The 14,133-nt window shown below is 43.4% G+C and carries 12 protein-coding genes; 8 read left to right on the top strand and 4 right to left on the bottom strand.

Translation table 11 applies throughout. The features are described 5' to 3' along the window. Positions 1–9: 9 nt before the first annotated feature. The 8 genes from RF007C_RS12485 to RF007C_RS12445 all read left to right on the top strand — a co-directional run bounded on the left by RF007C_RS12485 (position 10) and on the right by RF007C_RS12445 (position 9,723). Positions 10–1,056, top strand: a complete 1,047-nt coding sequence (locus RF007C_RS12485) for a Cna B-type domain-containing protein (protein WP_037300224.1) — start codon at positions 10–12, stop codon at positions 1,054–1,056. 433 nt (positions 1,057–1,489) lie between these two features. After that, the gene (locus RF007C_RS12475; RefSeq protein WP_037300219.1) at positions 1,490–2,785 is read left to right on the top strand and encodes a lipopolysaccharide biosynthesis protein; all 1,296 of its coding nucleotides are present in this window, start codon (positions 1,490–1,492) and stop codon (positions 2,783–2,785) included. A 210-nt stretch (positions 2,786–2,995) separates the two neighbouring features. Beyond that, positions 2,996–4,081, top strand: coding sequence for a Gfo/Idh/MocA family protein (locus RF007C_RS12470; protein WP_037300217.1), 1,086 nt, complete (start codon positions 2,996–2,998; stop codon positions 4,079–4,081). Next, complete coding sequence (locus RF007C_RS12465) at positions 4,074–4,640, top strand: acyltransferase (RefSeq protein ID WP_037300214.1); 567 nt, start codon at positions 4,074–4,076, stop codon at positions 4,638–4,640. The genes RF007C_RS12470 and RF007C_RS12465 overlap by 8 nt, the downstream gene beginning before the upstream one ends. Further along, positions 4,641–5,792: a DegT/DnrJ/EryC1/StrS family aminotransferase gene (locus tag RF007C_RS12460; protein ID WP_037300213.1), complete on the top strand. Its 1,152-nt coding sequence runs from the start codon at positions 4,641–4,643 to the stop codon at positions 5,790–5,792. Further along, complete coding sequence (locus RF007C_RS12455; protein WP_037300210.1) at positions 5,789–7,117, top strand: nucleotide sugar dehydrogenase; 1,329 nt, start codon at positions 5,789–5,791, stop codon at positions 7,115–7,117. Before RF007C_RS12460 ends, RF007C_RS12455 begins: the two co-directional genes overlap by 4 nt. Before the next feature lie 25 nt (positions 7,118–7,142). Beyond that, positions 7,143–8,489, top strand: coding sequence for a hypothetical protein (locus tag RF007C_RS12450; protein WP_037300207.1), 1,347 nt, complete (start codon positions 7,143–7,145; stop codon positions 8,487–8,489). Between the two features lie 16 nt (positions 8,490–8,505). Next, a complete protein-coding gene (locus RF007C_RS12445; RefSeq protein WP_161634890.1) occupies positions 8,506–9,723 on the top strand; it encodes a glycosyltransferase in 1,218 nt (405 codons plus the stop codon). 98 nt (positions 9,724–9,821) lie between these two features. Here RF007C_RS12445 and RF007C_RS12440 read toward each other — a convergent pair whose 3' ends face one another. The 4 genes from RF007C_RS12440 to RF007C_RS12425 form a co-directional block, all read right to left on the bottom strand. After that, positions 9,822–10,775: a glycosyltransferase gene (locus RF007C_RS12440; RefSeq protein WP_051456661.1), complete on the bottom strand. Its 954-nt coding sequence runs from the start codon at positions 10,773–10,775 to the stop codon at positions 9,822–9,824. A 32-nt stretch (positions 10,776–10,807) separates the two neighbouring features. After that, positions 10,808–12,808: an HAD family hydrolase gene (locus RF007C_RS16635; RefSeq protein ID WP_051456660.1), complete on the bottom strand. Its 2,001-nt coding sequence runs from the start codon at positions 12,806–12,808 to the stop codon at positions 10,808–10,810. 257 nt (positions 12,809–13,065) lie between these two features. Further along, positions 13,066–13,524, bottom strand: coding sequence for a hypothetical protein (locus tag RF007C_RS12430; protein ID WP_037300203.1), 459 nt, complete (start codon positions 13,522–13,524; stop codon positions 13,066–13,068). 13 nt (positions 13,525–13,537) lie between these two features. Further along, complete coding sequence (locus tag RF007C_RS12425; protein ID WP_037300200.1) at positions 13,538–13,987, bottom strand: GNAT family N-acetyltransferase; 450 nt, start codon at positions 13,985–13,987, stop codon at positions 13,538–13,540. Between the last annotated feature and the right edge of the window lie 146 nt (positions 13,988–14,133).

The following is a 14,133-nucleotide window of genomic DNA, read 5'->3' as shown; positions in this document are numbered from 1 at the left end:
AGTGATAAAATGCCGTATATAATCAAAAGAGCACAGAAGCTGCTTATCCGCTTTATATGTGTGCTGCTGGTAATGGCTGCGTTTGTTCCGGTGCGGATAAGTGCAGACAGCGGCAAGACTATCACTCTTGAATGCAGCAAGGATGAAGTCATCATAGCAGGTATGCGTTGGAAGCTCTTCCGTACAGGCGAAAGAAACGGCAGCGGGTTCATATTCACAGGCGATTTTGCAGGCTGTCAGGCTGATATGTCGGATATGTCCGCAGAGAATATCAGCCGTGCCGCTCAAACTGTTGAGAGCTACGCGATAAAGAAGATGCTGGCTCCCATAGCTGAGGGGCTTACAGACAGCAGCGGAAAAATAAGCTTCGGAGGCTTATCTGACGGACTGTATCTTGCCATAGGCTATCCTGTGGATATAGCTCCATATTACTATGAGCCGTCGCCTCTCCTCATGGAGGTCAGAAGCGACAAGGATAGCTTCACATTTGACGCTTATCCTAAGATAATAAGGGTAACGCTCAGTGACAGAGTCGTTTCGTATACCGTGAAAAAGGTATGGCTGGACAACGACGATCTGTATGAAGCGCGTCCGACTTACGTCACAGTCGATATTTTCAGGAATGAGGAGCTGTACGACACAGTTATCCTGAATGAAGAAAACGAATGGAAATACCGCTGGGTAGAGAGTGATACGGGAGCGCAGTGGAGAGTTGCCGAAAGGGCAGTTCCTGTGGACTATGAGGTAAGGATAGAGCATAACGATACACAGTTTCTGGTAAGAAACCGCCACAAAACCGTGACGGACTGGGACGAGGGCGATAGGACAACGACTGTGACGCCCAATATAACAACGACAACAATGACGACGGCAGTCACTACAAGTGAGGAAAAAACAAAAACCACAGTCCCGCCCACAACGTCAGCTCCGCCTGTTACAACAACAGGCCTGCCTCAGACAGGTCAGTTGTGGTGGCCTGTTCTACCCATGGTGATAGGAGGACTGCTTCTTATAGCAATAAGTTTTTTTTTCAGACCAGGAAGAAAAAATGAATAAATGACCTTTGCAGCAACTGGCTGCGGTGTTCTTCTTAATAAGGGGAATCAGGAGGGATATGATGAAAGCTGTCGGTACGATTAAGTACCGGCAGCTTTTCGTTATGTGTGCCAGAGCAATTTCATCAGAAAGGACGGGCATTTTCAATGCTGCTGAGCCTGTTGTTTTTTTACTGCGGACAGGGCTCGGGATACGCTTTTTGCTTGACAAAGTAATCTTTTTAAATTATAATATAATTAGGCAATTTTATACAATTTTGCGATGTACATCGCATAATTCTCTAACATAGATCAATATAAAATACAAATTATTTTAATACATGGATGATCTGCCCAATGGGGTTTAATATTTTCAAAAAGGAAGAATGAGACGATATGATGATTTATGATCCGAAAAAAACAAAAATATGTAAAATATATTTCAAATGGTTTCAATGATAAAGAATAAGATCAGAAATCTGCTGAGTACAGGCTTCTTTCATATTTTCGGAGGCAATGTATTAAACAAAGTGATCTCTTTCATGAGCGGCTTTGTCCTTGTCAGGATACTGACCAAAACCGAGTACGGACGTTTCACTCATGCATGGAACATATACGGCTTACTTCTGATCATAAGCGGCTTTGGTATAGAATCAGGCGCACTTCAGCTTGCCAGCGAAAGGAATAATGACGACGGGTATTGCAGGAAGGTATTCAATTACGGCACAAGATACGGCCTGAAAGTCAATACTGTTATCGCAGCCGTATTGATGATAACAGGCCTTTTCGTTAATTTCAGGATCAAAGGCACAGGACCTCTCATAGTTATGCTATGCCTGCTGCCGTTTATTCAGCTGCTTTTTTCAATGAGCTCTGTATATCTGAGAGCGGCCAAGCGGAACCGCGATTTTTCGGCTTTGATGCTGATAAACACAACATCGGTGTTCATTTTCTCGGTAATTCTGTCCTTCTTTTTCAGAGAACGGGGGCTGGTAGTTGCAAATTATATTGCAGGCATCATTTCTCTTGCAGTGAGTTATTTCTTTTTCAAGGTCAGGCTTATACGCAGGGACGATGCACCTGATGACGCCGAAAAGAATGTATTGCTCAGGCTGTCGTTTATTTCAATGCTCAACAGCGGTCTCTCGCAGCTGCTGTATTTGCTCGACATATTTGTGCTCGGGATAATCGATCCCGATGAATCTATAATTGCAAGCTATAAGGTCGCTACCACGCTGCCGACAGCACTGGTTTTCATACCGACATCTCTTATAGTCTATATTTATCCGTATTTTGCGGAACACCGTAACGACAGAAAATGGTGCATAAGCCATTATAAGACAATGCTTCTGTGTTTTGGCGCATTTAATCTGTTTATTTCAGCAATAATGTTCATTTTTGCTCCGTTTATTGTAAAGACCTTGTTCGGAGCACAGTATTCGGACTGCGTAGAGGTTTTCCGTGTTCTTGCTGTAAATTATTTCTTTGCGGGTACATTCAGGATAATATCGGGAAATCTGCTGGTAACTCAGCGAAAACTGAGATTCAACCTGATAACTGCGATCGTATCAAGCGCCTGCAATATAGTTGCCGATTTTTTCTTTATACAGTGGTGGGGCTCAATGGGCGCGGCTTTTGCCACAGTTCTGGTGGTACTTATTTCAAGTGCCATGAGCACGATATACCTCATACACGTTTTCAAGCATATCCCTGAAAAAACCGCTGAAGAGACCACGGTAACCACACCGTAACCGCTTATTGCAGATACTTCGCACAGGTACGTCATTAAATGCAGAAGTACTTCGGTACCTGTCTGCTTTGTATGTGATCCGGTGTATGATGCTAAAAAAGCAGCAGATATACCTCACGGGACCGAAAACGAACAGACGCGGTTCGGAGAGTGGCATTCAGCTGAAAATACTATCGGCTATGGAAAAAGCTTTTTTCTGGAGGAATAAATAATGAATTACGCTCTGATAGGCTGCGGCAGGATCGCAGTTAATCATGTTAAGGCAGCTGTCAACAACGGCCTTGACTTTGTGGCGGCCTGTGACGCTGCCGCGCAGAATATAGATCTGCTTTTCGATAAAACAGGTTTTGCGGAAAGAGACAAGGTCGGATACTATACCGACTACAAAAAGCTCATAGCCGAACATCCCGAAATCGAGCTCGTTGCTGTGGCAACATCAAGCGGGACCCATGCCGAGATCGCTCTTTACTGCATAGAGCACGGCATAAACGTTATAATCGAAAAGCCTATTGCCATGAGTATAGCTGATGCAAATGAAATAGTAAGGAAAAGCAGAGAAAAGGGTGTGAAAGTAGCGGCCTGCCATCAGAACAGGTTCAATATCGCCGTTCAGAAAACGCGGAAGGCTCTTGAAGCCGGACGCTTCGGGAAGCTTTCACATGGCAGTATCCATGTTCGCTGGAACAGGAACAAGGACTACTACGAGCAGGCTGCCTGGAGAGGCACCTGGAAACAGGACGGCGGCTGTCTTATGAATCAGTGCCTGCACGGTATAGATCTTCTTCGCTGGATGTTCGGAGACGATGTGGATACAGTATACGGAGCGACACGCCGTCAGCAGCATCCGTATCTGGAAACAGAGGATATAGGCATGGCTGTTGTTGCTTTCCGTAACGGTGCCATTGCAACTATCGAAGGTACAACAAACGTTTATCCGAAAAATCTTGAAGAAACGCTTTATATCTTCGGAGAAAAAGGAACAGTGAAAATAGGCGGAAAATCGACCAACAATATAGATGTCTGGGATTTTGCGGACGAAACAGATGACGATATGGAAAACAAAGGCCTTGAAGAAGCTACAAGCAATGTTTACGGCAACGGCCATACCAGTCTTTATGCAGATATGATAGATGCCATAAATAATAACAGGGAACCGTATATCAGCGCGGTTGCAGGAAGAAATGCTTTGGAAATTATACTGGCTATCTATAAGAGCCAGAAAACAGGTCAGCCTGTAAGGCTGCCCCTTGAGGATTTTGCAAGCATCGATATGATCGGAGAATTTGAAAATGACTGATTTTTTTGTACACGAAAGCAGTTATATAGATGAAGACGTTGAAATAGGAAAAGGTACTAAGATATGGCATTTCTGTCATGTACAGCGCGGAGCTGTCATAGGCAGCAACTGCTCTTTCGGTCAGAATGTAAATGTATCATTCAATGTCAGGATAGGCAGCGGAGTAAAGATACAGAATAATGTATCTATCTATGAAGGCGTGGAGCTCGAGGATAATGTTTTCTGCGGACCGTCATGTGTTTTTACCAATGATCTTACTCCGAGAGCGCAGTATCCAAAGGAACATTCACGCTATAAAAGGACAGTTGTAAGGAATAACGCTACCATAGGAGCAAATGCAACCATCGTCTGCGGTCATGAGCTTGGTGAATACTGCATGATAGCAGCAGGTGCAGTCGTGACCAGAGATGTTCCTCCGTTTGCGCTGATGGTAGGAGTTCCAGCCAGACAGGCAGGATGGGTTTGCAAATGCGGACAGGTCCTTGACAAGGATCTCTGCTGCAGAGATTGTATGAAAAAATACAAAAAAGAAGCAGATACTATCACAGAGGTGAAATAAATGGAATTCCGCGATCTGAAAAAACAGTACAGCGTACTGAAAAATGAAATAGACATGAAAATAGCAGAAGTATGTACCTCTGCACATTTCATATCGGGGGCGCAGGTAAGTGAGCTTGAAAGGCAGCTTGCGGAATATGTGGGCGTAAAGCATTGTATATCCTGTGCCAACGGTACCGACGCAATCACACTTGCACTCAAAGCGTGGGGAATAGGCAGGGGCGACGCTGTATTTGTTCCTGATTTCACATTCTTTTCATCGGGAGAATGTCCTGCCGCAGAGGGGGCTGTGCCTGTATTTGTGGATGTGGATGAAAACAGCTTCAATATCGATGTAAAAAAACTCGAAGAGGCGGTCATACGGGTACTCGGCGAAGGAGAGTATGCTCCCAAAGCGGTCATAGCAGTTGATCTGTTCGGACAGCCTGCCGATTATGCGGAGATAAAGGAAATATGCCGGAAATACGGTCTCCTGCTTCTTGAAGACGGTGCCCAGGGCTTTGGCGGTTCCATCGACGGAAAGAAGGCCTGCGGTTTCGGAGATATTTCGACAACGAGCTTCTTCCCTTCCAAGCCTCTCGGATGTTACGGCGACGGCGGTGCGGTTTTTACAAACAATGACGAATGGGCTGCGATCATCCGCAGTCTTGCCGTACACGGAAAAAACTCCGAAAACAAGTACGATAATATACGTCTGGGAATGAACAGCAGGCTCGATACTTTGCAGGCGGCTGTTTTACAGGTCAAACTGAAAGCATTTAAAGATCATGAGCTTCAGGATATAAATACAGCAGCCCTAATGTATAATGAAGCCCTTGCCGATACAGGTCTTATCCTGCCGCATATAAAAAACGGCTATATCAGCAGCTGGGCTCAGTATACAGTACAGCTCCAGCGGGGAATTGACAGGAATGTATTGAAAAAATACCTTCAGGATCGTTCGATACCCACAATGATATATTATATGAAGCCAATGCACTCCCAGCAGGCATTTTCTGGAACACACAGCGCCGAAGCGGACTGCCCTGTTACCCGGAAGCTGTGTGAAACTGTTCTCAGCCTTCCGATACATCCGTATCTGTCGCGTGAGGATATATATACCATCCGGAATGCTTTGACAGAAGCAATGAATGAATCGAGGATGATCAGATGAATTTTAATGATATTTATGAGGGACTTATAAATGGTACCGAGAAACTCGCTCTCGTCGGTCTGGGTTATGTAGGAATGCCTATTGCCGTTGAATTTGCCAAGCATATCAAGGTCATCGGCTTTGATATAAACGAAAAGCGTGTTAACGAATATAAAAACGGCATTGATTCCACCAATGAGATAGGTGAAGCTATAAAGCATACGACTGTTGACTTCACCTCAGATCCTGCTGCTCTGAAAGAAGCAAGATTCATTGTTGTGGCGGTGCCTACTCCTGTCAAGGACGACAACAGTCCCGACCTCAGACCTCTGGAAAGTGCGTCAAAAACCATCGGTCAGAATATTTCTCCCGGAACCATCGTTGTATTTGAGTCTACTGTTTACCCCGGAGTTACAGAGGATATATGCGCACCTATAATCGAAAGCGAATCAGGACTGAAATTGGGTACCGACTGGAAGATAGGCTACAGTCCCGAACGTATAAATCCGGGAGACAGAGTTCATACGCTCACTTCGATACGAAAAGTCGTGTCGGGTATGGACATTGAATCCTCCGCAGAGATACAGAAGGTATATGACATCATAATCAAAGCGGGAACATTTATGGCTTCCGACATCAAAACTGCTGAAGCCATAAAAGTAATAGAAAACAGCCAGCGTGATATCAATATAGCATTCATGAATGAGATAGCCATGATATGCGACAGGCTCCATATCGATACTGCCGAAGTACTCGACGGCATGAATACCAAATGGAACGCTCTCGGCTTCAGACCAGGCCTTGTGGGCGGACACTGCATAGGTATAGATCCGTACTACCTTACAAGTGCAGCCGAAAAGCTGGGCTATCACAGCAGGATAATCCTTAACGGCCGAAAGGTGAACGACTCTATCGGAGCCTTTATTGCCGATTCGTCCATAAAAGAAATGATAGAAGCAGGAATGGCTCCCAAAAAGGCAGTGGTTATCATACTGGGCATCACTTTCAAGGAAAATTGTCCCGATACAAGAAACAGCAAGATAGTTGATATTATAGAACGTCTCAGGGAATACGATATCAGTCCCATAGTCACCGATCCCTGGGCAAACGCCGAGATCGCAAAGCAGGAATACAATGTGGATCTTGTACCCTTTGATGAACTGCCACCGGCCGACTGCGTTATAGTTGCTGTGGGACATTCGCAGTTCAGATCTATGTCGGTCATGCAGCTGAAGGAAATGTTCAAACCGGAGCTTGCGGACGAAGAGAAGGTACTCATAGACGTAAAAAGCCTTTACAGAATGGATGAATTGCGCGCAAGCAAAATGAGATTCTGGAGACTGTGATATATCATAATGGAGTGAATGCTTAATGAATATCTTGATAATAACTTCTTTTTTTGTCCCCGATAGCGCTATCGCAGCGATCAGACCGTATATGTTTGCGAAGCATCTTGCAGAAATGGGAGATAATATAACCGTTCTGCGCTCGGGTGAATTCGAGCTCGCACCATTCGACGAGTATGATAAGAATATGGATTTTGAAGTTATCTCAGCCCTCGGAAAGAACTGTGATGCCGAGAAATTCCTGCGCGGCGAATATGAGGGATTCGCTCCTGTTCCGAGAGGAAAATATTATTTTATCCCTGAAAAAATAAAAATGCCCTTGAAGTTTATCAGAGATCTGAAGAATATATGCTTCGGAAAGGCACCGAAATGTCTTGATCATCTTGTAACGGTCAATAACTGTCAGAAGCGGGTGATCGATGATCTGCACAGTAAAGGGAAAAGCTTTGATGTCGTTTTCTCCACCTGCGGCACTCTTGAAAATATCTATGCGGGAAGATATGCTGCCAGAAAATTCAATGCTGCATGGATAATGGATTTCCGTGATTCAATGATAATGAGCAAAAGTCTGCTGCCCGAATATATATGGAATATTTATGCCGCAAGAGCAACTGTCTGTGCGCTGAAAGAGGCCGACTGCATTACGGCTGTAAGCAGAGGACTTTGCAGGGAATTAAGATCGCTGCATCCAAAATCGGATATATATCTTATCTATAACGGATATGATGAAAACGAAGAGCTTCCAGAAGTTCCCGTATCAAAGGGATCGTTTGATTTTTGCTATACAGGCAGGATATATGAAGACAGCAAGCCTGCTCTTATAGCATTGGCAAAGTGTATTTCAGACCTCATCACCCGTAAAAGGGTCGATAGGGAAAAAATAAGATTCTGCTATGCAGGTTCAAGTTCAAAGGATTTTTCCGAAGTATTTGCTGCTGAAGGATTGAGTGATATCCTGATAGACAGAGGATACCTTTCAAAGGGCGATACATTGAAAATGCAGCTTGAAAGCGATGTGTTCACTGTTATGGCCTGGAATAAGACCGACAGTAAAGGGATACTTACGGGAAAGTTCTATGAAGGTATCAAAACAGGCAAGCCCATACTTGCTTTAATATCGGGAAATGAACCGGACAGTGAGCTTTTGCAGCTGCAGAAAAGGTTCAATTACGGTTTTTGCCATGAAACCTGCAACAAGGAAACTCCCGTGTCTGAGCTCGCAGACTATATCGAGTCGCTTTATAATGAAAAAATGTTCTGCGGAAGGCTGTCATATACGCCATCCGAAGAACTCCGCGGTACGTTCTGTTACGGCAGAACATCCCAAAAACTGAGATCCGTTTTTTTAAAAGCTCAAAAAAAGCATGGCTGAAAGAATGAACGATAATATGAAAAAACAAAAAATGCTCCTTATTACTCACGGATATCCTTTCGGTGAAAGTGAATACTCCTTTCTGTCATCCGAAATAAAGGTGCTGGAAACCAGCTATGATCTTACAGTTATGGCGGTTTGCCTGCCGGATGCGGATATATCAATAAAGCACGGCGGAAAAAGGAATTTCAGAACAGTCAGATTTATTTATAAAAGAAAGTACACGAAAAATTACATATTGAGAGTGATCGCAGACAAAGCTGCTGTTAAAGAGATGCTTTCGATGCTTCCGGATATTGCCCGGGGACGGAATGTTCTGGGCTTTGTAAAAAGAAGCATAGTCATAAAGGATGTTCTTGAAAAAATTATCAGAAAAAACGGTGCTGATATAATTTACACTTTCTGGTGTACGGAAGAAACCTATGCTGCTTTGCAGCTCAAAAGAAAATATCCTCATCTGAAGGTGATCTCACGTCTTCACGGATATGACCTTTATAAGGAAAGAAATTCGTTTTGTATACAGCCGATGCACAAAACAGCTGCCAGCGAAGCAGATCTCCTCGTTTTCATAAGTAAAAACGGTGAACGCTACTTCAAAAAGGAATTTCCGGGGACCACGGAAACTATGGTCTCATACCTCGGTTCCGGAGATTTCGGCAGAATAAAAAAAGGCAGTGAGTGTTCCTATACCATTGTCAGCTGTTCAAATATAATCGGATTAAAACGATTGGGCAGGATAACTGAAGCTCTCAGCAGATCCGGCGTCGGCCTCAGGTGGATACACATAGGAGAGGGAGAAAGGTCGGAAACCGAGCAGCAGTATGCTCATAAGCTTCTTGACGGAAGCAGCTGTACTTTCGAGTTCCTCGGAAGCGTTCCGAATGATAAGATAGCGGAAATATATCATAAAAATGCTCCAGATCTGTTTATAAATGCTTCGTCAACGGAAGGACTGCCTGTATCCATCATGGAAGCGTTTTCATGCGGAATACCTGTTATTGCTCCGGATGTGGGCGGTATTTCAGAGATCGTTTCGGATGGTATAAACGGATACCTGATGTCTGCCGAAGCAGATCCGGACGAGTTGGTTTCTGCAATAGAACGTTTTTATTCTATGTCCGACGAGGAGCGCATGGCAATGGCAGAAAACGCACATAAGACCTTCTTGACCGCATTTAACGCGCAGACCAATGCTGAAGAATTTGTAAAAGCTCTGAAAAAACGCTTCCAATAATTGAGCACAGATAGATATTAATAAGAATGGCTGCCCGAAGGCAGCCGTTTTTGCTGTTATTAATACCGTAAAATCCGCAGATGTATCCAATTACGGTTTCATCTGTCAAATAAAGTCTTATATAAGGCAAAGACCTCAGTGAACCATAGTTTTATCCAGAGCTTTCTTGTGCTTGTGGTCGTAATTTGATTCTGTACATGACGCAGATATCGCAATTCTTTCCTGTGCTTTTTTCTTTCGCTGCGATCCAGACGCAGATACAGCGTCATATATGCGTTGGCAGCATATACGATACTTAATTCAAGTGCATTCTTTTTCTGATATTTGGAGCATTTCTTCAGTTCTTTTCTGAATTCACTGATGCAGCAAAGCAGACTGAGAAAATGTTTTTTACTCGGGACCGATGTCATTATAGAGCTCTCCCGTATACGATAGATGTAGAAAGAGCGATCCAGGTAAAATACTTTTTCGGAACGTATATATGAGAGTACAGTGAACAACAGATCCTCGAAAAAAATACCTTTTTTAAACTGCCTTTTTTCTTTTTTCAAGAAATCCGCACTAAAGAAATTAAGTACCGCAGATGTCTGAAAATCATCATTATTTAATCCCTGTCTTAATATTTCGGCACCTGAATGAGAATCATACTTTAGTGAATGTTTCATTTTCTTTAAATTGGTATTCTTGGTTTCGTAAACGAGTTCGGAATCAAAAAACACGATATCCGCCTTACAAAGCTCAGCATATTTCAGTAATTCCCCGATAGTATTTTTTTTGATATAATCATCACTGTCAAGAAAATATATATACTCTCCCGATGCAGCGGCAAGTCCGGCATTTCTGGCATCGGACAGGCCTGCGTTTTTCTTGTGTATAACCGTGATGCGGCAGTCCTTTTCTGCGTATTCGTCGCAAATTGCTCCGCAGCTGTCAGTTGAACCGTCATCAACGAGTATTATCTCCAGATCGGTGTATGTCTGGTCCAGCACGCTGTCAATACAATCGTGCAGATATTTTTCAACGTTATAAATTGGGATTATTACAGAAACCATGTCTCCTCCTGTTAACTGTACATATTCTTATATCAGATCTTTTCCGAAGGGAAAAATATCTTCAGTATTCTCCAGAGCGTCTCATAGGACATATCCACCTTCAGCAGATACTTGAAGAATCCTATCTTCCATGATGAGGCGTAGAAGTCACTTTTCAGTTGACGCGGATGCAGCATATAACCCAACAGATCATGCTGAGGCTTTGCAAGGAAAGAGGATTCTCCTCCATTAAAAAATCTGAAATTATAAAAATGGTCAAGTATGCTTTTAGAAGGCCTCATCATGCAGTACCGCATAAGAAAGAAGGCGTCGCGGCTGCTTGGTTCAATGTCGGAAAATCTGCTCTGCTTTGCCTGACGGATAAGATCGAGTGCTCCGTCCTGTATTTCACGGACACAGCTTATCTCATCGACTTCTCCGATCTCGGAAAGGTATTCGTATTCATATCTTTCGGCTATCACTCTGTCGCCTGCTCTGACATACTTTTTTACCGAACCGTTCTGTTCGAGAAACGGTGCTTCAAACAGTCCGACAAAAGGCTTTTCTTCATAGACGGTATCTCTGCGGTTGTAATTATCCCATATATACCCTTTTATTTTCAGGGAGATGCCATCGGTATTCTTTTTAGCTCTTTGATCGAGGCCAAGATAGTATCCGGTTATATCCGGATCCATTCCATGGGATAATAAAGCCTTTATCAGTTCCTTCTGGATATTTGCTCCGTAGCCTATATCCACAAGAGCGGTCTTTTTGTCAAGATCAAAGCCTCTGATGTATTCAAGCATGGTCTGTTTTTCGGCAGAGGCATTTTTTATAATGGCTTCATCTACAAGTCCGTAAAGCTTTCTGACTCTTTGCTCCTGTTTCAGCAGTTTGCTCCAGAAGACCTCGTTTATATCTATTTCCGCCTCTCTGAGCTGAGGCATGAAATCTTCAGCTGTGAGTCCCCAGCAGTCAAATATCTGACGCACCGATATCCTGCTTGGCAGGATCATAAGGCTGAGAGCATTTTCGTAGGTCTGGGGCTGTGAGAAGGAAGAAGCCGTTCTTATGCTTCGGCGGGACATTTCCATATAACGTGACGGTATCTCGGAAGAATACCCCAGGAGGTCGTAGACCTCCTTCATTATGTAACCGTCTCTTGCAAGAAAGATCACCTGCTTTATGCCGTTGGCTCTAAGGTCCTCCATCATCCATTTTGTAAAGCCCAGAAGAAGTATGCCGAAGTTTTCGTATCCGAATCTGTAATAGAAATTGCGGAATCTTTTTGTTGAGCCTGTAGTTGTATTTATCAGCCTGTATATATCCGAAAAGCCGCCGCTTTTTCTGCTTTGTTTTTCGGGGATATTACCGAGGTACATATTTTCGGTGCCTGTTTTTGTTTTGACAGCACTTATACCGCATTTTCTTGCGCAGATATAATCAGCCATTGCATCATTTCCGATATGTACCATTTCATCTGCACGGATACCGAGATCTTTCAGCACAAAGCCGTACAATCCGCCGTCACGCTTGGAAGCTCCGACATCACAGGAGACATAAAGCTTTTCATAACCTTTTATACCGCATCCGGCGAGTATTTTTTCCATCATTTCGGACGGAAGATACATATCGCTGACGAGTATGACCTTCTTATTTTTCAGGCATTTCTTGTATGTTCCGATAAGCGCGGGATTTGGCCGACAGACCAGCATTTCATATGAAAGCTCCTGCATACAGAATCGTTCGGCATCCTTTTCGGATATGCCTGCAAAGCTCCTGTATATATCCCTTATATTTACTTCTCCGCCGTTTTTTTTCTTCCTTGCTTTTTGTTCGGCTTCGATACGCTTTCTGCTGAAATCAGGGAATTTTAGCTGTTTTCCCATAAGTCTGAAAACATCTGTCGGTTTAGCAACGTCCCTTACGATCAGCGTATCAAAAATATCAAAAGAAATATATTCTGCCGACTCAAGAAGCTGAGCAGAGCGTCGGCCGCTGCTTCTTGTCTTTTCGTCAAGGAAGGATTTGACGGCCTTCTTTGCTTTACTCATTTCAGTTCATCTCCGTTATTGCGCAGAGCCCGTATATAAAAATACGGCAGCTCTTTCCTTTCCTGTTATGCGAATATTAAAATTACTGTTTCAAACAGTCCTGCAGAGCTGATATCAGATGCGGATATGGTCTGCGATCTGCCGTATAATAGCCAAAATACTTTCTAATATTTTATCATAGAAGACGCAGTATGTCAACCGAAAGAGGTGTACAGCAGGCACGTTGTTTATACTATTTCAGATTACATCTGTTGTTTTCATTTCTGTTCTTTCTGTTTGTCAGTGGGTACCTCGTAAAAGAACAAGCCCTCGGAACAGGCAAGCTGAGAAAGCATATCCTTCAGCTTGCCGCTTACGTTGTAAGCTGTCATATACAGGTCGCTGCTGCTGAGTGAGAGCATTGCATCACACTCCGGCATTATGATATTGATGTATCCGATGTCTCCGCCGAAGCACTTTTTCAAAAGGACAAGCAGTTCTTCTGCCTGAGGATTTTCGGCCGCAGAGTCCTCTGTAATTACAGTGAAGTCATAGTAGCAGTATAGTTTCAGTATGATAGCAGTCAGTTTTCGCTCAAGCTCAGACCTGTTTTGCTGAAAGTATTTCTCAACGGCAAAATAGCGGTTATCAGCCTTCCGTGGAACTGTCTTCGGGAATATGTCTATCAGATATGTATTCTTATCTATGAGAGCGTCAATTCTGTCTCTTAACTCCATTGCTATGCTCCTTTCATTTTTCCATATACACGAATTCCAGTTCATCATTCACGGCTTTCCGTGCAAATATCGTGTAGCCCAACTTCTGATACAGACGGATATTATCAAGACTTCTCGTACTTGTGAAAAGCTCATACCGCTTATTCGGAAAACATTTCTCTATTTCTGACAGTAGCATTGTACCATAGCCTTTATGTTGATGGTCTGGGTGCACCATGAGCTTGCCGATATAAACCGTTCCGTCGATTTCTTTTGCACGAACTGAGCCGATAATAGTATTTGTATCGTCAACTATTTTAAGTATTACTCCGCTATTATATTCTTCAACAACTTCATCAAGAGTTTGTTTCAGCGGAGGAATGTCCCTGCTTCCGAACAGGTATGCTTCGCTCTGATAGGCAAGGTATTGAAGCTGTAATATCTCTTGAAGGTCGCCGCGTTCAGCTCTTTTAATTTCGCACATAACATATCCCCTCGAAAAATGTATTTACAAGATTATACCATATTTCGCTTTATTCATCAATAGTATTTGCAAATAAATACGTATTTTTGCAGCAAATATATAATACGCAAAAAGAGCCTGCAAGCTCCGGTGTGACCGGGCATACA

It is taken from the genome of Ruminococcus flavefaciens 007c, assembly GCF_000571935.1.
Lineage (GTDB): Bacteria > Bacillota > Clostridia > Oscillospirales > Ruminococcaceae > Ruminococcus > Ruminococcus flavefaciens_F.
Note: the sequence above shows the minus strand (reverse complement) of the source record. Positions and strands in the feature narration are given on the sequence as shown.